Below are 18,933 nucleotides of genomic sequence, written 5' to 3'. Positions count from 1 at the left end.
CAATGGCGGCAGTCCTCGTCACGAGGACTGCCGCCATTGTTCGTTTCAGCTCACCCCGGCGCGCACGTCCGGTGCTCCGAGTCGAGCTGCATCGGCGGTGTCGTCGTCGGGCTGCTCCTGCGAATCGCGTTCTGCCAGAACGCGAAGCCGGTAGTGCTCGATTTCCTCGGCAACATGCTGATCGTCCCACCCGAGGATGGGTGCAACCAGACGAGCCACCTCGATGGCCGCCGCTTCACCACGATCGGGAACCTCGATCGAGATTCGGGTCCGACGGGTCAGAATGTCGTCGAGATGCTGCGCGCCTTCGTGACTGGCCGCATAGACCACCTCTGCCTTCAAGTACTCCGGCGCACTCTCGAGAGGCTTTCCGAGCTCTGGATCGGCGTCGATCAAGTCCAGCAGCTCACCCATCAGAGTGCCGTACCGGCCGAGCAGATGCTCGACGCGTGAGACGCGCATACCGGTGCGTTCGGCCGTCAGAGCGCGGGAGTTGAACGCGCCGAGGTAGCCGTCCGCACCGACGAGCGGAATGTCCTCGGTGACGCACTTCGGTACCGTGCGTTCGAGTCCGTGCACCGCGGAATCGACTGCGTCCTTGGCCATCACGCGATAGGTGGTGTACTTGCCACCGGCGATGACCGTCAGTCCGCGGACCGGGCTGGACACCGCATGTTCCCGGGACAGGGTGCTGGTGGAATCGGATTCGCCGAACAGCAACGGGCGCAGTCCGGCGTACACGCCGACGACGTCGGTGCGGTCCAACGGATCGGCGAGCAATTTGTTCACGTGGCCCAGGATGTAGTCGATGTCGCTCTGGCTCGCGGCCGGGTGAGCCAGGTCGAGCTTCCAGTCGGTATCGGTGGTCCCGATGATCCAATGACTACCCCACGGGATGACGAACAGCAGACTCTTCTCGGTCCGCGTGATGATGCCGGTGGCACTGTTGATGCGGTTGCGCGGCACCACCAGGTGCACCCCCTTGGAGGCGCGAACCTGGAATTGTCCACGGCCACCGACCATCTGCTGCACCTCGTCGGTCCACACCCCGGCGGCGTTGATGACCTGCTTGGCCCGCACCTCGAAGGAACGGCCCGTTTCCAGGTCGCTCGCCACGACGCCGACGACCTTGTCGTCCTCCCGAAGGAAGCCCGTGACGCGAGTGCTGTTGGCACACAATGCGCCGTAGGCGGCCGCGGTACGAGCGAGCATCATCGTGTGCCGGGCGTCGTCGACCTGGCCCTCGTAGAATTTCACCGCACCGCGGATCGCCGAGCGCTTGCCCGACGGGAAGGACTCGAGCGTCTTCTTCTTGCCGAGGTGCTTGTGATGACTCGGGACGCCGCGTCCGGCACCCATGACGTCGTACACGCCGATGCCGAGCCCGACGTACGGACGGTCGATCACCTTCTCGAGCGGATAGATGAACGGCACCGGGCGAGCGAGGTGCGGGCACAGCTTGTTCAGTACCAGCGAACGCTCCTTGAGCGCCTCGAACACCAACGCGAAGTTGAACTGCTCGAGGTAGCGCAGACCGCCGTGAAAGAGCTTGCTCGAGCGGCTGGACGTGCCGGCCGCGTAGTCACGCGCTTCCAGCAGACCCACTTTCAATCCGCGGGTCACGGCGTCCAGTGCAGTTCCGGCACCGACGACGCCGCCGCCGATCACCAGAATGTCGAGCTCTTCGGCTTCCATCCTCGCCAGCGCATCTGCGCGTGCCTGAGGACTCATGGCCGTTGTGGTGGAACTCATTCTTCATCAACCCAATCGAGAGTTCGTGTTACTGCCTTCTTCCAGCCGGCGTACAACTTCGCCCGCTGGTCTTCGTCCATGGACGGGGTCCATGTCTTGTCCTCGGCCCAGTTCTGGCGAATGTCGTCTTCGCTCTCCCAATAGCCTACGGCCAGTCCGGCGGCGTAAGCCGCTCCGAGAGCAGTGGTTTCGGCCACGACGGGACGGACCACGTCGACGTTCAGGATGTCGGACTGGAACTGCATCAGCAGTTCGTTGACCACCATGCCGCCGTCGACCTTGAGCACCTCGAGATCGACGCCGGAGTCGGCGTTCATGGCCTCGATCACCTCACGCGTCTGATACGCGGTGGCTTCGAGGACGGCGCGCGCCAGGTGGCCCTTGTTGACGAAGCGCGTCAATCCCACGATGGCACCGCGGGCGTCCGATCGCCAGTGCGGTGCGAACAGACCGGAGAAGGCGGGGACGAAGTAGGCACCGCCGTTGTCGTCCACCGACCGTGCGTCGGTCTCGATGTCCGCGGCCGAGGAGATCATGCCCAGGTTGTCGCGCAGCCACTGCACCAACGAGCCCGTCACGGCGATGGAACCTTCGAGCGCGTACACCGTCGGCTGGTCGCCGATCTTGTAGCAGACCGTGGTCAACAGACCGTTCTTGCTCATCACCTTTTCGGTACCGGTGTTGAGAAGCACGAAATTGCCTGTGCCGTAGGTGTTCTTGGCTTCACCGGGAGACAGGCAGGCCTGCCCGAAGGTCGCCGCCTGCTGATCGCCGAGGATGCCGGCGATCGGCACGCCACTGAACGGTCCACGCTCACGGCCGGTTCCGTACACCTCGGAGCTCGAGCGGATCTCGGGCAGCATCGACATCGGAATGCCCATGTCTGCACAGATGCTCTCGTCCCACTGCAGGGAGTCGAGATCCATCAGAAGGGTGCGTGAGGCGTTGGTCGGATCGGTGTAATGCAACCCGCCGTCGACACCGCCGGTCATGTTCCACAGCACCCAGGTGTCCATGTTCCCGAAACACAGTTCTCCCGCTTCGGCTTTCGCCCGTGCACCGTCGACGTTGTCGAGGATCCACTTGATCTTGGGGCCGGAGAAGTAGGTGGCCAGGGGCAGACCGGTCTTGGCGGTGTACTTGTTGGCATCGCCCCCGCCCAGCGCGGTGGCGATGCGATCGGTACGGGTGTCCTGCCAGACGATGGCGTTGTAGATCGGCTTGCCCGTTGCGCGATCCCACACCAGCGCCGTCTCGCGCTGGTTGGTGATACCCACGGCGGCGATGTCCTCGCGCGTCAGATCCGCTGCGGCCATGGCACCGGCCGCAACAGCGCGCACGTTGTCCCAGATCTCCGACGCGTCGTGCTCGACCCAACCGGCCTGCGGAAAGATCTGCTGGTGTTCCTTCTGATCGACCGCGACGACGGTGCCCGCGTGATCGAAGATCATGCAGCGTGAAGACGTGGTTCCCTGATCGATCGCGGCGACGTACTTTCCTGCGAACTCGGTCATGGCTTCTCTCCTGTGGTCTGGGTGTCTGCTGGGAGTCGTGATGGCGGCTCGGGCGTCGAACCTTCTTGTTTGCGTAGGTTCTTTCCGATGAGCAGGTCGTACAGGAACACTCCTATCGGTCCGCCTACGAGAGGTCCGACGATCGGGACCCAGAAGTACAGGCCGCCGTATTGATCTCGCCAGGCTCCACCGTATCCGGTGATGTACGACGCCAGGCGAGGTCCGAAATCTCGGGCCGGATTGATCGCGTAGCCGGCGTTGGTGGCCCACGCGAAACCGATGGCGACGACGATGAGGCCGACGATCAGCGGTGCCATGTTGGCCATCGGCGCGGTGCCGAGCGAATCGGTCACGGCCACAATGAGGAACAGCAGGATCGCGGTACCGATGATCTGGTCGATCAGTGCCGAGGACACGCTGACCGGCAGAGTTCCGTTACCGGGAAGCGTCGAGAAGATCGTCTGGGTGGCGGTGGTGTGCCCGGGGTCCACTGCGTTGATCATGTCGTTGTAGTTCCAGCGCACCAGCAGAGCGGCCACGAAGGCACCTGCGGTCTGCGCGAGGATGTACGGCGCAACCATCTTCCAGCTGAATCCGCGGAAGAGTGCGAACGTGATCGTGACCGCGGGGTTGAGGTGCGCGCCGGTGATCCGACCCGCGACGTAGATGCCGAACATCACGCCGAGCCCCCAGGCCCAGGCGATCGAGTCGTGGTCTCCGAGACTTCCCGATTCACCGCCCGAGACGACCTGCGCGACGACGCCGACGCCGAACAGAATGAGAATCATGGTTCCGGCGAACTCGGCAGCCATGTGCGCCGGTAGTCCCCATTCCGGTTCCTTACGAGCCATTGTGTAGCCTCCGCAAAGTTGGTGATGCACGCCACATTGCGTGCTGTTTGCCACGGTAGACGGCCTGCACTGCGTTGCACAGCTGATGCACATATGTGCAAAGCGGTCGTACACTGGCGATGGTGACGGACCAACGCATCGCACCCGAATCGGATCTGCGGACCGGCCATGCCACCCAGGCAGCCCGCCTCTACTACTTCCAGGACATGACGATGGCGGCGATCGGCCGTGAGCTGGGCGTATCTCGTTCGACGGTCTCCCGGCTCATCACGTTCGCGCGGGCATCGGGACTGGTGGAAATCAAGATCTCCACCCCTCTCGGTCAGGCACCACGAATCGAGCGGGCTTTCGCCGATCTGTACGACATTCGTGCACATGTCGTCCCCGTGTCGGAAACCGTCGACGAATTGCAGCGCCTCGACCGCGTCGCCACCTTCGCAGGCCGATTGCTGACGTCGTTCTTCGAGTCCGACATGGTGATGGGCGTCGCCTGGGGAACCACCGTCAGCGCCGTCAGTCGCAAGCTCGCACCCAAACGAACCCACAACTCGACCGTCGTGCAGCTCAACGGCGCAGCGAACACCCGAACCACCGGGGTCTCCTACGCCACCGACATCGTCCGAACCTTCGCCGACGCCTACGGTGCTGTGGCGCAGGGATTTCCGGTTCCCGCATTCTTCGACTACCCCGAAACCCGTCGACACCTGTGGCGTGAGCGGAGCATCAAGCGAGTACTGGAACTGCAGGACCGGATGAACCTCGCCGTGTTCAGCATCGGCGTCATGAGCAGTGCCGTTCCGAGTCACGTCTACAGTGCCGGCTATCTCGAGCGCGAGGATCGAGCCGAGCTACAGCGCGACGGCGTCGTCGGAGACATTGCCACCGTGTTTCTGCGTTCCGACGGCAGCCACGATCGAATTGCGTTGAACGACAGATCGAGTGGACCGAGCCTCGACCGACTCAAGGTGGTGCCACGCCGAGTCTGCATCGTCGCCGGGGCGTCCAAACTCGATGCCCTCACCGCCGCGCTGCGCGGCGGATTGATCACCGACCTCGTCATCGACGACATCAGCGCGGCCCAGTTGATTCTCCGCTCGCGCGGCTGACCCACGTGAGTGGGTAGGAGTGGAGCCTGCAGGAACGACCAAAAGACACCTCGACCCCTGCTACGAAGTTTCGTGCACGTGCGCCTTGCGCTCACTGGATTCTCGTGTCACTCTTTTCTTCATGACAACCGGAAAGGCGGACACCGCCTCCCTCACGTGAGCGCCGTGCCGATGCCGTCGACATTTCCCCGTCGCGGCACATTCAGTGACAATCCCGAAGATTATGCCGAGAGCATTCGCGCAATCTGCGCGCAACGCGATCGATGGCTCGCCTACGGCCTGAAGGCCGGTCCCTCCGACAGAACAGCCGCGGAATCTGCTGTGGCACAGCTGTATCGAAAATTGGGTCGTCCTGAGCCGCAATTCGTGTGGGTGGCATCGCCTGCAGCCGCCGCCGAATTCATGACATCTCGACCGATAGCGGACAACGCAGGTGCAGGCTCCCTCATCGCAACACTGCTGTCGAGTTCACGCCGACGGATGGACCAGCGAATCGATCGACGACAGATCGAATGGCCACAGCAGTACCATTACTCCGACAACAATGCACAGCGCGATCTGCAGGCGCGTATCGATGTCGCACGCCGCTCACCGACAGACGCGGCCCGCGCCGGCATCAGTCCCGATCCGATCATTCGCCGAACCGTACGAAAGTCCCTGCACACCAGCCTCTTCGACGGAGTGGCCACGGCTGTCCGAACCCTTGCTCCGCGCCCCTTCGGCACCGTCAGCTGGTACGGACAACAAGAAGCCCATCGCGTCGCCTACTACGACATCTATCGCTCTTTCGGCCTCATGACGTTCGGCCGCGAGGACAACGAGATTCTCGACATTCAATCCGCCCTCATCGAGTCGACGGGATGGTGGTGGGCGTTCGACGACATCGCAGTGATGTCCGAACGGCCGACGGCTCTGCACACCGAACCGATTCCCGATCCGGTGCACGGCGAAGTGCGACTGCATCATTCGACCTCCCCCGCGGTCGAGTTCGGCGACGGCAGCGGTGTCCATGTCCTGAACGGGACGGTGATTCCCGCTTGGGTGATCCATGATCCGACGGTCGAACGCATCACCGTCGAACGCAACGTCGAGATTCGGCGAAGCGCCATCGAACGGATCGGCTGGGATTCCTATCTGGACCAGGCCGGTTTACGACTGGTCGACACCGACGACGACCCGGGTAACCCCGGCTGCACCCTGCAACTGTTCGCCACCCCCGCAGGCTGGGGAGACGAGGGTCGAATACTGCTTGCCGTCAACGGCTCTCGCGAACGAGACGGGGAGCGCCGACGCTACGGGCTTCGCGTCCCCGGGGCGTTCTCGTCCGCGGTCGATGCCGCGGGCTGGACCTACGGTCTGGCCGGAGCCGATTACGGCCGACTACTCCGCAGAACCTGACCGCACACCCCGACCACACACCCTTACAACACACCCAAGGTGACAAACATGAACTCGAACATCACGCTGTCCGCACTGACCGACCTCACCGGCCTCGACGTATTCGACTATCTCGACAAGGAGATCTCCGTGCCCGTCATCGACGGCCTGCAAGCCCAGGGCGATCTGATCGTCGTACCGTACGTACTGCTCGACGGCATAGTCGTCCCGACCGAGCAGACCCGTCGCGAGGACGTGCCCTTGACGGGAATCGAACTGCTGCGCAGCGCTGCGGGCGGCAACCCGCACAGCCTGGTCGCCGACGGCGGCATCTGCACGTGGCTCAGTCCCGTCCACGACGTCCGAGGTCTCGCCCTGGGAATTCTGGCCAACTCGCAGACGGCGTACCTCATTCACCCCGAACACGGAGCCACCGGGATCGCTCCGGGTCGATATGTCATCGGCCGTCAGCGTGAAGGCGGACAGGGCGGCTGGTTCCATGCGCCTCAGTTGATCGCCGACTGAGAACCAGTGGCTCGCATCACATTGTTGCCGAAGTGCTAGGTCCATCTCACAAAGCAATTTTCGGTAGTAAGTGTGACGTTGTGTACCACTAAGGTTCGCGACATGACTGCTGTCGTCGTTGCGACTCATCCATGACCGGCTCCCCCTCACCGGTCCAGAACCGACTCCTCGGAATCGGTCTCGTCGTACTCATCGTCATGTTCGTCGGGTGGAGCGTCACCTCGTACAACAAGACGTTCAAGGACGTCGTGACGGTCTCCCTCGAGACCGATTCCGTCGGTAACGCACTTCCCCGCAACGCAGACGTCAAGGTTCGCGGCATGATCGTCGGCGAAGTGCGATCGGCGACGACGTCCGGTGGCGTCGTGACCTCGGAGTTGGCCATCGAACCGGACATGGCCGAGATGATTCCGTCGAACGCCACCGCGCGACTGCTGCCGAAGACGCTGTTCGGCGAGCGATACGTCGCGTTGGAGTTGCCGGACGGTAGGCCCGGGACGCCGATCACCGAGGGCACGGTGTTGAAGCAGGATCGTAGCGGCAACGCCATCGAGGTCGGACAGGTGCTCGACGGCCTGTTGCCGCTGCTCCAGGCCGTGCCGCCGGAGGACCTCTCGAACACTCTCGGTGCGCTGGCGCAGGGTCTGAGCGGTCGCGGTGAGGAACTCGGCCTGACGATCGACCGACTCGAGAACATATTTGCCGGGCTCAACACCGAGCTTCCGGCCATTCAGGAGGACCTGCGCGGACTGGCCGACTTCTCGCAGACCTACGCCGACGCGGCACCCGCACTGATCAACGCGCTCGACAACCTGCGGACCACCGGCAACACCGTCGTCGAGAAGCGCCCGGCACTCGAAACGTTGTACTCCTCGGTCACGTCGGCCTCGGGCACGACTGCTGACTTCCTCGACGCCAATGCCGCCGACATCATCGGACTGGCCGCGAACTCACGCGAGGCGCTCGAGGTGTTCGCCGAGTTCTCCCCCGCTCTCGGGTGCACCGTCGGTCAGTTCGCCGAGGGCGCCAGGCGCGGCAAGATCCTGCTGGGCGAAGGTGACGAGTATCCCGGCATCAACGTCTCGATGCCGTTCGTCAACCCGAAGGGTCGGTACCTACCGAACCAGGACGAGCCTCGACTGTTCGAGCAGGACCGCGGGCCCACCTGCTACTCCTCGCTCGACCGCTCGGCGGGCGAATACTTCCCGCAGTACCCGGGCGGCTCCCCCAACGACGGCTCGTACCAGGTGCCGACGAGAAACCCCGGCGAACAGGACATTCCGTCACTTCCGGTTCCTCAGCTCTCCCCCGTGCCAGCGTCGTACGCGAACTCGGTCACCGAGCAACAGACCTTGGCCGTCGTCTACGGCGGGGCCACTGGAATCGAGCCCGACGCAGTGCCGTCCTGGACCACGACGGTCGGCGCTCCCGCGCTCAGAGGAACGCAGGTCACGTTCAGGTAGGACCTACTGATTGAATGGACCGCAGACCCCGTCGACGAGCGCGGCGGGTAACGATTCAGGAGTACACACATGCCAGCCGATACGAACACCGCCGGATTTTCCATCCAGTCCAGCAACGACGGGCGCGCAGCCGTCATCGCGGTCGCCGGTGAACTCGACGTCACCACGGCCCCCGCGCTGTCGTCCGCGATCGAAGCACAGATTTCCACCACACCGGCTGCCCTGATCGTCGATCTGAGCAAGGTCTCGTTTCTGGCCTCGGCTGCCATGACCGTGCTGGCGTCGACGCAGAAGGACCACGGAGACACCGTTGCCTTCTCGGTCGTCGCCGATGGGCCGACCACCAGCCGTCCGATCAAGCTGATGGGTCTCGATCAGGAATTCGCGCTGCACGCCGATCTCGCGTCAGCTCTCGCCGCCCTCGACTGACGCCACTCCAAGCGCCATTACTGCTGCGTCGTCGGCCAAGCCGTCGCCGAAGCTGTTCAGCAGTACCCGTAGGTCCTCGACGATGACTGCAGGCGACGCCGGGGCGTGGGCCGTCGCGAATTCCAACAGCGCGCCCTCGTCGTCGTATCGACCCGTTCCCACCTTGGCCTCGGTGAGGCCGTCGGTGTAGAGCATCAAGGTGTCGCCCGCGCTCAACGTCACGGTGGCAGGCACGAAGCGCGCATGACGCAGAATTCCGACGAGTTGCCCGCCCGTCATGTGGACGTAGTGCGCGCTGCCGTCGGCGCGCATCACCAGTGGAGGCGGATGACCGCCACTGGCCATGCACACCTCGAACCCATCGGCCGAACGACTGAGCACCCCGAACACCGCCGTGCAGAACTGCGCGTTGTTCTCGCGGAATTCCTGTCGCAGAACCGAATCCAGATTGTGCAGAACAGCGACCGGGTCGTGGTCGTACACCGCGGCGGCGCGCAGGGTGTACCGCGTCAACGACGTCACGGCTGCAGCCGACGCACCCTTGCCGCACACGTCGCCGAGAAAGAATCCCCAGCGATCGTCCGACAGCGGGAACAGATCGTAGAAATCTCCACCCACCTCGTCGCTCGATGCCGCGTGATAGTGCGCGGCAGCGGTCATTCCCGACGGCGGCAGCAGGGCGGGCGGCAGCAGCGATCGCTGCAGTGTCTTGGCCAGCAGCTCTGCTCGCGTCCGGGACTCGAGCAACTCGCGTTCGTAGGTGCGACGGTCCCTGGCGTCGAGCGCGGTGATGCGAATGAGCACCGGCGTATCCGACTCGTCGGTCTTGACGTTCGCGGTCATGAACACCGGCAGCCGACGTCGATCGGACGTCACGAAATCGAGCGCGATGCCGTCGAGCTGACCGTACATCCGCAGAATCGGACCGAAATGGGTCTCGTAGTGGATGCGGCCACCGGCGGTGAGAAGTTGGGTGAAGTCGGTCCCGATCAGGGCGTCGACCTCGAAGCCGAGCCAGCCCGCCAGCGTCGCGTTCAGCCTCGCGATCCGCATGTCGGGATAGACCGACAGGTAACCGCACGGCGCGTTCTCGTACAGATCCTCGATGTCCAGCTCGTGCATTACGCCGGTCTCACGAAGGCCGCAATCGCCTCGGCGGTCTGTTCGGGTTGGGTGACGTGCGGGCAGTGCCCGCTGGCGTCGAGCGTCCTCAGAGTGCTGCCGGCGATGTGTTCGTGCACATATCTGCCGACCTGAGGCGGAGCCAACGAATCCCGTGCGCAGTCGACGATCATCGTGGGCAGGGTGACCCCGGCCAGATCGGCGCGATTGTCGGACAGAAAGGTGGTGCGCGCGAACACCCGTGCGCACTCGGGGTCGGTTCGGCAGAAGCTCGCGGACCACATGTTCTCGAGATCCGGCCGATCCGGCGCATTGACCACGATCGGTGCCATCGATGCGGACCAGCCCAGATAATTGCTGTCCAACGACTCGAGCAGCTCGTCGATGTCCTCGCGGCTGAAACCCCCGCGATAGTCACCGTCGTCGATGTATCGCGGAGACGGCGTCAGGAGAAAGAGCTTGGAGAATCGCTCGGGAGCCGCCTGGACCGCGAGAACGCCCATCATCGACGCCACCGAATGCCCGACGAACGTGACGTCACGGAGGTCGAGTTCCCGGGCGATGTCGATGATGTCGTCGGCGTAGGCGTCCAACGGCGCGTACTTGTCGGCATCCCAGGCCGCCGGGTCCGACGCTCCTGACCCGACGTGATCGAAGAGCACGACCGAAAAATTCGGGGCCAGGATGTCGGTCACCGAGCGCCACAGCGTCTGGTCGCATCCGAAGCCGTGAGCCAACATCACCACGGGACCGTCGGCAGCCCCCACGACCTTGACGTTGTTCCTGATGCGCGCACTCACCCGCACAGTCTGTCACCTGGCTACGACAGCGGGGAGTGAGACTGCCCCGACCGGGTATGGCCTGTACCTACAGAAACGAGAAATCTCATGCGAGTACTGGTCACCGGTGCAACCGGATACATCGGATCCCGGCTGATCCCGGTCCTTCTCGAGCAGGGCCACGAGGTGCATGCGGCCATGCGCGATCCGAGCAAGAAATCTCGCTTCGCCTGGGGCGCGCACGTCACCGCGGTGCACTTCGACCTCGACGATCACGAGACCTTCGACACCGCAACCGAGAATGTCGACGCCGTCGTCTACCTGGTGCACTCGATGGACGAGGGCGACTTCGTCGAGAAGGATCGCCACGCCGCGCAGTCCATGGCCGCCGCCGCCGAGCGCAACGGCCTGCGCCGGATCGTCTACCTCTCCGGCCTCATCCCCGACGACGGCACCCCGCTCTCGGATCATCTGCGCTCTCGCCTGCAGGTCGAGGAGGTGTTCCTCGACAGTTCGGTCGATGCCACCGTGCTGCGCGCGGCGATCATCCTGGGCTCGGGATCGACCTCGTTCGAGTTGGTGCGTCGGATGACCGAGCGTCTACCGCTGACACCGATTCCGACGTGGATGCGCAGGCAGGTGCAGCCCATCGCCGTCGTCGACGTGGTCGCCATCATCGCCCGCGCCCTCGGCGACACCGCACGCCCAGGAACGTTCGACATCGGCGGAACCGAAACGATGAGCTACCCGGAGCTGCTGCAGGCGTACGGCAGCGTTGCCGGTCTGCGTCGCGCACAGATTCCGGTGCCGCTGTTGCCGACGGGATTGGTGGGGCGCGCCGTCGCCATCATCACCGGCATGCCTCCCGGCACGGTGATCTCGCTGGTCGACAGCCTCACCCACGACATGGTGGTGCGCCGCGGGAACGCGGCAACGGAGGTGTTCGCCGAGCCCGGTACCTCGCTGATGAGCGTCGCGGAAGCACTGGAGCGTTCGATCACCGTGACCGCCGAGGAGGGCACCGATGCCCACGCCGATCCTCAGGCTGCCGCCGACACCGATCCCGAGTGGGCAGGAGGGGTCGTCGACATCGTCGACGGCCAGGTGCGGCAACGGCCGTCGGGCATCCTCGGAAAGGCTCAGCTGGGGGCTACCCGCTGACCGATATCGGCGTAGTGGTGAGCCCACGGCACGGCTCGTTCCAACTGTCCAGCCAGTTGGACGAGCAATGCTTCGCCGCCCAGCGGAGCGGTGAAGTGCGCACCCATCGGGAGTCCGCTCGGCGTCCAGTGCAGCGGAAGCGACAGCGCCGGGCGGCCGGTGACGTTGGCCAGTTGGGTGTACGGAATCCACGAGATGTTGTCGTCGATCATCTGGTCGACGATGCCGGTGTGCCGAAGCAGACCGGCGGTTCTACTGCGCAACAACAAGTCCGACGCCATTTCCAGTGGCTTCGCGAGATCGAATGCACCGATCTTGGGCGGTAGCTCGGCAATCGTCGGGGTCAGCAGCAGATCGTAGGTCTCGAAGTACGTGGCCAGAGCGCGCACGTGCACGTGGCGACCTTCCACCGCCTGGAGGTAGTCGACGCCACTGGCGGATCTTCCCAGCGCCGCCATGATCCGGGTGTCCCGCTCGAAAGAGTCGTCACCGCAACCGGTTCGACGCTTGACCTCGTCCATCTCGTAGGCCAGGTAGGTGAACCAGGCCAGCAGGAACTCGCGATTGAGGCTGGCATCGTCGTACGGCGGGGCGTCGAGAAGTTCGACGGTGTGGCCGAGTTCGGTCAGTGTCTTGGCGGCAGACTCCATCGCAGCGACGGCCTGCGGATCCGGACTCGGATTCACCGACGTCGTCGCGTACATGCCGATTTTTAAGGCCTTGGGGTCCTGCTCCGTCCGTGACAAGAAGCTCCCGTCCGGCCGGGCGGGCGAGTAACCGGACGTCGCCTCGCCACCGGCCAACACGTCGAGCATCGCGGCGGTGTCGCGTACCGATCTCGACACGACGCCCTGCACTGCCGCTCCGTGCATCGCCTCACCGAACGTCGGTCCCGACGGCACCAGCCCGCGGCCGGGCTTGAGGCCGACGAGCCCGCAGCACGACGACGGAATGCGAATCGAACCGCCACCGTCGCTGGCCCCTGCCACCGGGACGATCCCGGCCGCGACCGCAGCGGCAGATCCGCCCGACGAGCCACCGGGACTTCTGCTGGGGTCCCACGGGTTTCGAGCCGGGCCGAACACGGTCGGCTCGGTGATTCCCTTGGCACCGAACTCCGGGGTGTTGGTCTTGCCGAAGATGACCAGGCCTGCGTCGAGCCAGCGTTGCACCACCGTTGCGTGCTCGGGCATCGGCAGATTCGTCAACGAGCGGGATCCGCTCGCGGTGGGCAACCCGGCGTAGTCCTGCGAGAGATCCTTGATCAGAAACGGCACACCGGCGAACGGCCCGTCGAGCGTTCCTGTCAATTGCTCGTCCGCCTGCTCCGACATGAGGCGCACGATCGAATTGAGCGACGGGTCGATCGATGTGGTCTGCGCAAGAGCACAATCGAGCAACTCGCGCGGCGTCACCTCACCGTTCGCTACCAGTTTTGCCAGGCCGAGGCCGTCGTACTCGCGATACTCGTCGATACGCATGGCGTCAGCCTAGGTCCCGACACCCTCGCCGGAGTGCCGAACTCGCAGTTGTGCAGGGATTTCGGCCCGATATCGTGCACAACTGCGAGTTCGACGAGGCGGGGGTCAGAACGGGAACGTATGCGCGTGGTCTCGCACGGTGAGCCATTGCCACTGTGTGAACTCGTCCCAGCTGCTCTGGGTACCGAATCGCGCACCGTTGCCCGACGCCCCGGTGCCACCGAAGGGTGCGTACGCGTCGTTGTTGAGCGTCTGGTCGTTGACGTGCACGATGCCGGTGGTGAGTCGATCTGCCAGGTGCCTGCCTCGATCGGCCGATCCGGTCTGGATGGCTGCCACCAGACCGTATTCGGTGTCGTTGGCGACGGCAACGGCCTCGTCCTCGTCGCGCACGACGACGACAGGAGCCACCGGGCCGAAGATCTCTTCGCGGAATGCCGCCATCGACGAGGTGACCCCCGCGAGAACTGTCGGCGCATAGAACAATTCACGATGTGTGCCCCCGGCGCGAACCTCCGCTCCGGCCGCCACGGTCTCGGAGACGATCCGGTCCACGTTCTTCAGTTGCGTCTCGTTGATCAACGGTCCGAGTGCAACCTGTTCGGTGAACGGGTCCCCCACCGGCAGGTTCTTCGCCCGAGCGGCCAGCCGATCGAGATACTCGTCGGCCACGGACTCGAGCACGATGTGCCGACCGGCCGTCATGCACACCTGACCCTGGTGCAGGAACGATCCCCACGCGCCCGCAGAACTGGCCGCCTCCAGATCGGCGTCGTCGAGCACGATCAGAGCGTTGTTGCCTCCGAGTTCGAGAGACACACGTTTGAGCGTGCGTCCTGCTGCCTCGCCGACTTTCCGGCCGACAGCGGTGGATCCGGTGAACGAGACCATGCCGATGCCCGGGTGCTCGGCAACCGCGGCTCCGGGCTCGGCGTCACCCGGCAACACGTGGAACAGACCGTCGGGCACACCGGCTTCCTCGAACAGGCGGGCAAACAGCACCCCACCGGACACCGCGGTCTGCACGTCCGGCTTGAGCACCACGGCATTACCGAGAGCCAATGCGGGAGCGACGGCGCGAATCGACAGGATCTGCGGAAAGTTCCACGGACTGATGACACCGACAACGCCGATCGGCACACGACGGCCGATGCTCGAACGACCGGCTTCGCTGGTGGGCAACAGATGCCCGTAGGGCTGGGTGGGCAGAGCCGCCGCTTCCCACAGTTCGCCGAGCACGAGACCGACCTCGAAGGCGGCCTTCCCCGGAACCGACCCACCTTCCCGGATGAGCCATTCCTCGAACTCGCCCCGGCGCGTCTCCAGCGTCTTCGCGATCTCCCGGATCACTGCCGCGCGCTCATGACCGGGCAAGGCCGCCCACGCCGGTTGCGCGGCGCGCGCCCTGGCCACGGCGTCGTCGACGTCGGTGGCGTTCGCCAGACCGATCTCACCCAAACTCGCACCGGTCGCCGGCTCGACAGTGGTCGTGGTCCCACCACCACCCGTACGCCAACCGCCACTGTAGATCTGGCCGTGCCATTCGGTACCCAACAGAGTGTTGCTCACGTCGAATCTCTTCTCTCTCGTATTCGTTGTCTCGAAATGCCCTGCAGCTCAACCGATGAGATCGGCGGCCTTCTCGGCGACCATGACCGTCGCAGCATTGGTGTTGACACACACGACCCGTGGGATCACGGATGCATCGACCACGCGTAGGCCGTCGATGCCGTGCACCCGAAGGTCCGGCCCGACGACGGAATCCGGCCCTGTTCCCATGGCACAGGTACCCACCGGGTGGTAGTAGGTCCCCGTGCCCCGAGCGACGTAATCACGCAGTGCCGCATCGGAATCGACCTCGGCACCGGGAAGTACCTCGGTCAGATCCCACGCCGCGAACGCATCGGTCGCCGCGATGGTGCGGGCCACCGCAATGGCGTCGACCAGACGATCCACGTCCGACGCCGCAGTCAGATAGGCCGGGTCGATCAGAGGCAGATCGTCCGGATCCGCCGATGCCAGTCGAACACTGCCGCGACTGTCGGGCACGGTGGTGACACCGAACGTGATGCTGTTCTCCGGCGCACGGAGCGACGGTTGATGGAACGGCACATGAATGAACATCAGTTGCATGTCCGGACCGTCGAGCTCGTCGGTGCTGCGCCACAGCATCGACACCTCGGCGTGGTTCGTGGTCGCAGGCGGAACCGGTTGCGCTGCTTCGTACACGACGCTGCACAGAGGATGGTCGTGCAAGTTCCGTCCCACACCGGGAAGATCGTGCACGACGGCAATGCCCAGCTCCCGGAGCTCCTCGGCCGGTCCGATTCCGGACAGCAGCAGCAATCGTGGAGAGTCCACGGCTCCGGCGCTCAGAACGATCTCGTGCCGAGCCGACGCGGTCATCGGCTCGCCGTCACGTCGGTACCTTACCGCGACGCAGCGGCCGTCCTCGACGACGAGGGACTGCGCCCTCGATCCGGTCGACACGGTCAGGTTGGGGCGATGCGCTTCGACCGGTGCCAGGTACGCCGATGCCACGCTGAGACGGGCACCGTCCGAGATCGCCAGATCGTGCCACCCCGCACCTTCCTGCTCGGTGCCGTTGAAATCGTCGGTGATCGGGTGGCCGGCCTCGGCGGCCGCATCGAGAAATGTCTGCGACACCGGATTCGGCGAGGACGACGGAGCCGGGCGCAGCGGGCCCTTGTCGCCGCGAACCTTGGCGTCTCCGCCGATCACGGTCTCGGACTTCATGAAGTACGGCAGCACCGCGTCGTACGACCACGATTCTCCTGCGACCTGCGCCCAGGTGTCGAAATCGTTGCGATGACCGCGGAGGTGAACCATCGCGTTGATGGAACTGCTGCCGCCCAGAGTGTGGCCCCTCGGCCAGTTGTGGGCACCGCCGCCTGCTGCGTGCTGCGGAACCGTGTCGTAGGAGTAGTCCACGTTGCTGCCCCAGAGCGATGGCCAGGCCGGCGGGACGGCGAGGTCCGGATGATCGTCGCGGCCACCGCTCTCGAGCAGTAGCACTGTCACATCGGGGTTTTCACTGAGCCGTGACGCGAGTACACAGCCGGCGGATCCGCCACCGACAATCACGTAGTCGAATACTTGGTCCATCTCGTTCGATCCTCTCGCAAGTGACCGGCACCACACCGGTAGAGCACCAGTGTGCGGAGCGGGGAGGCGTCGCAGTTGACGATTTCCGCCCTGGTTCTTGCCGATTCACGTCGAATATCGGCGGACCCGTTGCCGAACAACCTCGTTCGCGGCCAGAGGGTCAGCGAAGCGCCACACGTTCTGCAGACGGGCTGCGACCGAACCTGCTCTTGTAGAGCCGGCTGAAATGCGCCGCATCGGAGAAGCACCAGCGCCCGGCAACGGCACCGACAGTGGACCTCAGCGTTCGATCCGCAAGCAGGTCCCGCCTGGCACCGTCGAGTCTCATCTCGCGAATAGTTGCTGTCACAGTTGAACTCTCGTCGCCGAACAGCCTGTCCAGACTGCGCACGGACATACCGAAAGCAGTGGCTACGGACTGATGGCACAGCGCGGGGTCCAGGAGGTGTCGATCTATGTAGGTGAGGACCGCCAGTTTCCTCGCCTGCTCCCCCGGTTCGTCGAGAACGATCTGTGCGTCCGCAGTGAGGGCACTGCTGATGAGGCTGAGCCCGGCATCGGCGAAGCGCAGAGCCGAGCCGGGATGGATCGAGTCGACGGCAGCCTGCGTCAGCGCAGCCCGGACGAAGGAATCGAGCACGGCACCGGGACCGGAACCGATGTCGTGCGCACGCTGCATCGCGCCGTCGATCCACCTCTGCGGCAGGCGAAGAGCGTTGGGCGGGAACACCATCACCGCACAGCGCCACTGACCTTCCAGCCGCAGATCGTAGGCACGCCGAGTGTCGTAGATTCCCAGCTGCCCCGGCCGAATGACCAATTCGTGCTCGCCCTGACGCACCACCGCTCGACCCTGCAGCTGCACACAGACTTTTACGGCGTCGGTGGGTAACCTCTTGACCGCCGCACGGGTGCGCCGGACCGTCTGGGGTGAGCCGTTGACCTCGAACGCACCCAGCTCACCGAGCGTGACGCCCTCGATAGACCCGGTCAACGGACGATCGTCGATGTGCTCGGGTACGAGCCCGGCGAACACGTCGCCGAGCTCGTCCCGCCACTGCTCACCCTGCCACGTCACGATTCACCCCGCGGCGATGTCCGAGGGGTGCCCGGCGAGCGGAGTCACGTCGATGCTCATGTACGGAAACAGCGGCAGATTCCACAGAATCTCGTGGAGTCGCTCGTTGTCCCGCACATCGAAGATGCTCAGATTCGAGTACTGGCCCACGAGCCGCCAGATGTTGACCCATTCACCGTCGCGCTGCAACTGCTGCGAGTACGCCTTCTCTCGGGCGAGAGTGTCGGTTCGCACGTCCCCATCGAGATCCTGCGGGAGCGCGACGTCCATCTTCACTGCAAACAGCATGCCGCTCAGGCCTTGTCGAGAACGAAGTCGTAGGTGACTTCCTGTCCGCCGTCGACGTCGTGCGGGTCGAGAATGAGCTCGGGCTTGACCGCACTCGCGACGTCGTCGTCGTTGTGGGCGTCACCGGGGAAATAGAGCTGGGTGGTGATCTGTTGGTGGCCTGCTGCGGCGACCTTGAGGTGCAGGTGCGCCGGACGCCACGGATGCCAACCGGCAGCGGAGATCAGGTTTCCACACGCTCCGTCGGTCGGAATCTGGTACGGCGCAGGCTTCATCGTGTGAATCCAGAACTGTCCCTGATCATCTGCAGTGACCGTGCCGCGCAGGTTCCACTCCGGGATGCCGGGTGCGAACTGCGAGTAGAAGCCGTCGGCGTCGGCATGCCAGATCTCGATGACTGCATGGGGCAGCGCGGCACCGTCGACGCCGCGGACCTGCCCCTTGAACAGCAGCGGGGTGCCTTTCTCGCCGTCGCGGGTGGGCAGGATCGCTGCGGAACCGAGTTCGGGTGCATCGGGAACGTAGTAGGGGCCCTCGATGGTGCCCTTGCTGCCCTCGCGGGACTCTCCGGCCACCTCCTCGACGACGTGTTCCACCCATACGTCGAGGAAGAGCGGCCACTCTCCGGTCTGCCCGACGTTGATCAGCCATGCCTTGAGGGCGTTGTACTCGTCGTACGTGACCTTGTGTTCGCGGACGGTGTCGTGGATCGCCGAAATGACCTGGCGAGCAAGCAGACTCACGCGCTCGGGTGGGGTGTCGGCAGCGGCCTGCTTGTCGGAGGTGAAGCGCTGGGTGGCGTTCGCGCCGGACGCGGCGGCGGTGGCCACCTCCGCGGACAGATCTGTCGATGCTGCGTGGTCGATACTCATGGTGAAACT

At 64.6% G+C, this 18,933-nt stretch carries 17 protein-coding genes; 6 read left to right on the top strand and 11 right to left on the bottom strand.

All coding sequences use genetic code 11. The annotated features are described in order from the left end of the window. Positions 1-45 precede the first annotated feature (45 nt). From AB0362_RS16610 to AB0362_RS16600, 3 genes are read right to left on the bottom strand one after another with little or no spacing between them, the layout of a single operon-like run. Positions 46-1,752: a glycerol-3-phosphate dehydrogenase/oxidase gene (locus AB0362_RS16610; RefSeq protein WP_094638844.1), complete on the bottom strand. Its 1,707-nt coding sequence runs from the start codon at positions 1,750-1,752 to the stop codon at positions 46-48. After that, entirely contained in the window at positions 1,749-3,266 is a 1,518-nt protein-coding gene (gene glpK / locus AB0362_RS16605; protein ID WP_094687540.1) for a glycerol kinase GlpK, read from the bottom strand. Before glpK ends, AB0362_RS16610 begins: the two co-directional genes overlap by 4 nt. Beyond that, entirely contained in the window at positions 3,263-4,117 is an 855-nt protein-coding gene (locus tag AB0362_RS16600) for an MIP/aquaporin family protein (protein WP_032379865.1), read from the bottom strand. Before AB0362_RS16600 ends, glpK begins: the two co-directional genes overlap by 4 nt. A gap of 122 nt (positions 4,118-4,239) precedes the next feature. Here AB0362_RS16600 and AB0362_RS16595 point away from each other — a divergent pair, with 122 nt between their 5' ends. From AB0362_RS16595 to AB0362_RS16575, 5 genes are all read left to right on the top strand, one after another. Continuing rightward, a complete protein-coding gene (locus AB0362_RS16595; RefSeq protein WP_094638970.1) occupies positions 4,240-5,223 on the top strand; it encodes a sugar-binding domain-containing protein in 984 nt (327 codons plus the stop codon). A gap of 165 nt (positions 5,224-5,388) precedes the next feature. Beyond that, positions 5,389-6,621, top strand: a complete 1,233-nt coding sequence (locus AB0362_RS16590) for a DUF6745 domain-containing protein (protein WP_317810225.1) — start codon at positions 5,389-5,391, stop codon at positions 6,619-6,621. 48 nt (positions 6,622-6,669) lie between these two features. Beyond that, positions 6,670-7,125 carry a hypothetical protein gene (locus AB0362_RS16585; RefSeq protein WP_068054403.1) on the top strand — a complete coding sequence of 152 codons (456 nt, stop codon included), beginning with the start codon at positions 6,670-6,672 and terminating at the stop codon, positions 7,123-7,125. 131 nt (positions 7,126-7,256) lie between these two features. Continuing rightward, on the top strand, positions 7,257-8,588 hold the full coding sequence (locus AB0362_RS16580) for an MCE family protein (RefSeq protein ID WP_317810097.1): 1,332 nt from the start codon (positions 7,257-7,259) through the stop codon (positions 8,586-8,588). A 69-nt stretch (positions 8,589-8,657) separates the two neighbouring features. After that, on the top strand, positions 8,658-9,017 hold the full coding sequence (locus tag AB0362_RS16575) for an STAS domain-containing protein (protein WP_068054398.1): 360 nt from the start codon (positions 8,658-8,660) through the stop codon (positions 9,015-9,017). On the opposite strand, the gene AB0362_RS16570 is transcribed toward AB0362_RS16575, so the two are convergent. Both AB0362_RS16570 and AB0362_RS16565 read right to left on the bottom strand, forming a co-directional pair. Continuing rightward, entirely contained in the window at positions 8,994-10,139 is a 1,146-nt protein-coding gene (locus AB0362_RS16570) for a SpoIIE family protein phosphatase (RefSeq protein ID WP_366235913.1), read from the bottom strand. The two genes, AB0362_RS16575 and AB0362_RS16570, sit on opposite strands and share 24 nt — an antisense overlap. Next, complete coding sequence (locus AB0362_RS16565; RefSeq protein WP_317810102.1) at positions 10,139-10,939, bottom strand: alpha/beta hydrolase; 801 nt, start codon at positions 10,937-10,939, stop codon at positions 10,139-10,141. Before AB0362_RS16565 ends, AB0362_RS16570 begins: the two co-directional genes overlap by 1 nt. Positions 10,940-11,026: 87 nt before the next feature. On the opposite strand from AB0362_RS16565, the gene AB0362_RS16560 reads away from it, so the two are divergent. Further along, the gene (locus AB0362_RS16560) at positions 11,027-12,079 is read left to right on the top strand and encodes an NAD(P)H-binding protein (RefSeq protein ID WP_366235912.1); all 1,053 of its coding nucleotides are present in this window, start codon (positions 11,027-11,029) and stop codon (positions 12,077-12,079) included. On the opposite strand, the gene AB0362_RS16555 is transcribed toward AB0362_RS16560, so the two are convergent. The 6 genes from AB0362_RS16555 to catA all read right to left on the bottom strand — a co-directional run bounded on the left by AB0362_RS16555 (position 12,058) and on the right by catA (position 18,924). Further along, complete coding sequence (locus AB0362_RS16555; protein ID WP_366235911.1) at positions 12,058-13,560, bottom strand: amidase; 1,503 nt, start codon at positions 13,558-13,560, stop codon at positions 12,058-12,060. The genes AB0362_RS16560 and AB0362_RS16555 overlap by 22 nt on opposite strands. 105 nt (positions 13,561-13,665) lie before the next feature. Further along, a complete protein-coding gene (locus AB0362_RS16550; RefSeq protein ID WP_317810108.1) occupies positions 13,666-15,129 on the bottom strand; it encodes a benzaldehyde dehydrogenase in 1,464 nt (487 codons plus the stop codon). Positions 15,130-15,177: 48 nt separating this feature from the next. Then, positions 15,178-16,686, bottom strand: coding sequence for a GMC family oxidoreductase N-terminal domain-containing protein (locus AB0362_RS16545; RefSeq protein WP_317810110.1), 1,509 nt, complete (start codon positions 16,684-16,686; stop codon positions 15,178-15,180). 160 nt (positions 16,687-16,846) lie between these two features. Continuing rightward, on the bottom strand, positions 16,847-17,764 hold the full coding sequence (locus AB0362_RS16540; RefSeq protein WP_317810112.1) for a helix-turn-helix domain-containing protein: 918 nt from the start codon (positions 17,762-17,764) through the stop codon (positions 16,847-16,849). Positions 17,765-17,767: 3 nt separating this feature from the next. Then, positions 17,768-18,052 carry a muconolactone Delta-isomerase gene (gene catC, locus AB0362_RS16535; RefSeq protein WP_094638852.1) on the bottom strand — a complete coding sequence of 95 codons (285 nt, stop codon included), beginning with the start codon at positions 18,050-18,052 and terminating at the stop codon, positions 17,768-17,770. A 5-nt stretch (positions 18,053-18,057) separates the two neighbouring features. Then, positions 18,058-18,924, bottom strand: coding sequence for a catechol 1,2-dioxygenase (catA, locus tag AB0362_RS16530; RefSeq protein WP_068054380.1), 867 nt, complete (start codon positions 18,922-18,924; stop codon positions 18,058-18,060). Positions 18,925-18,933: the final 9 nt, after the last annotated feature.

Origin of the sequence: Rhodococcus sp. NPDC079359 (assembly GCF_040702585.1) — a bacterium.
Taxonomy (GTDB): Bacteria; Actinomycetota; Actinomycetes; order Mycobacteriales; family Mycobacteriaceae; genus Rhodococcoides.
Note: the sequence above shows the minus strand (reverse complement) of the source record. Positions and strands in the feature narration are given on the sequence as shown.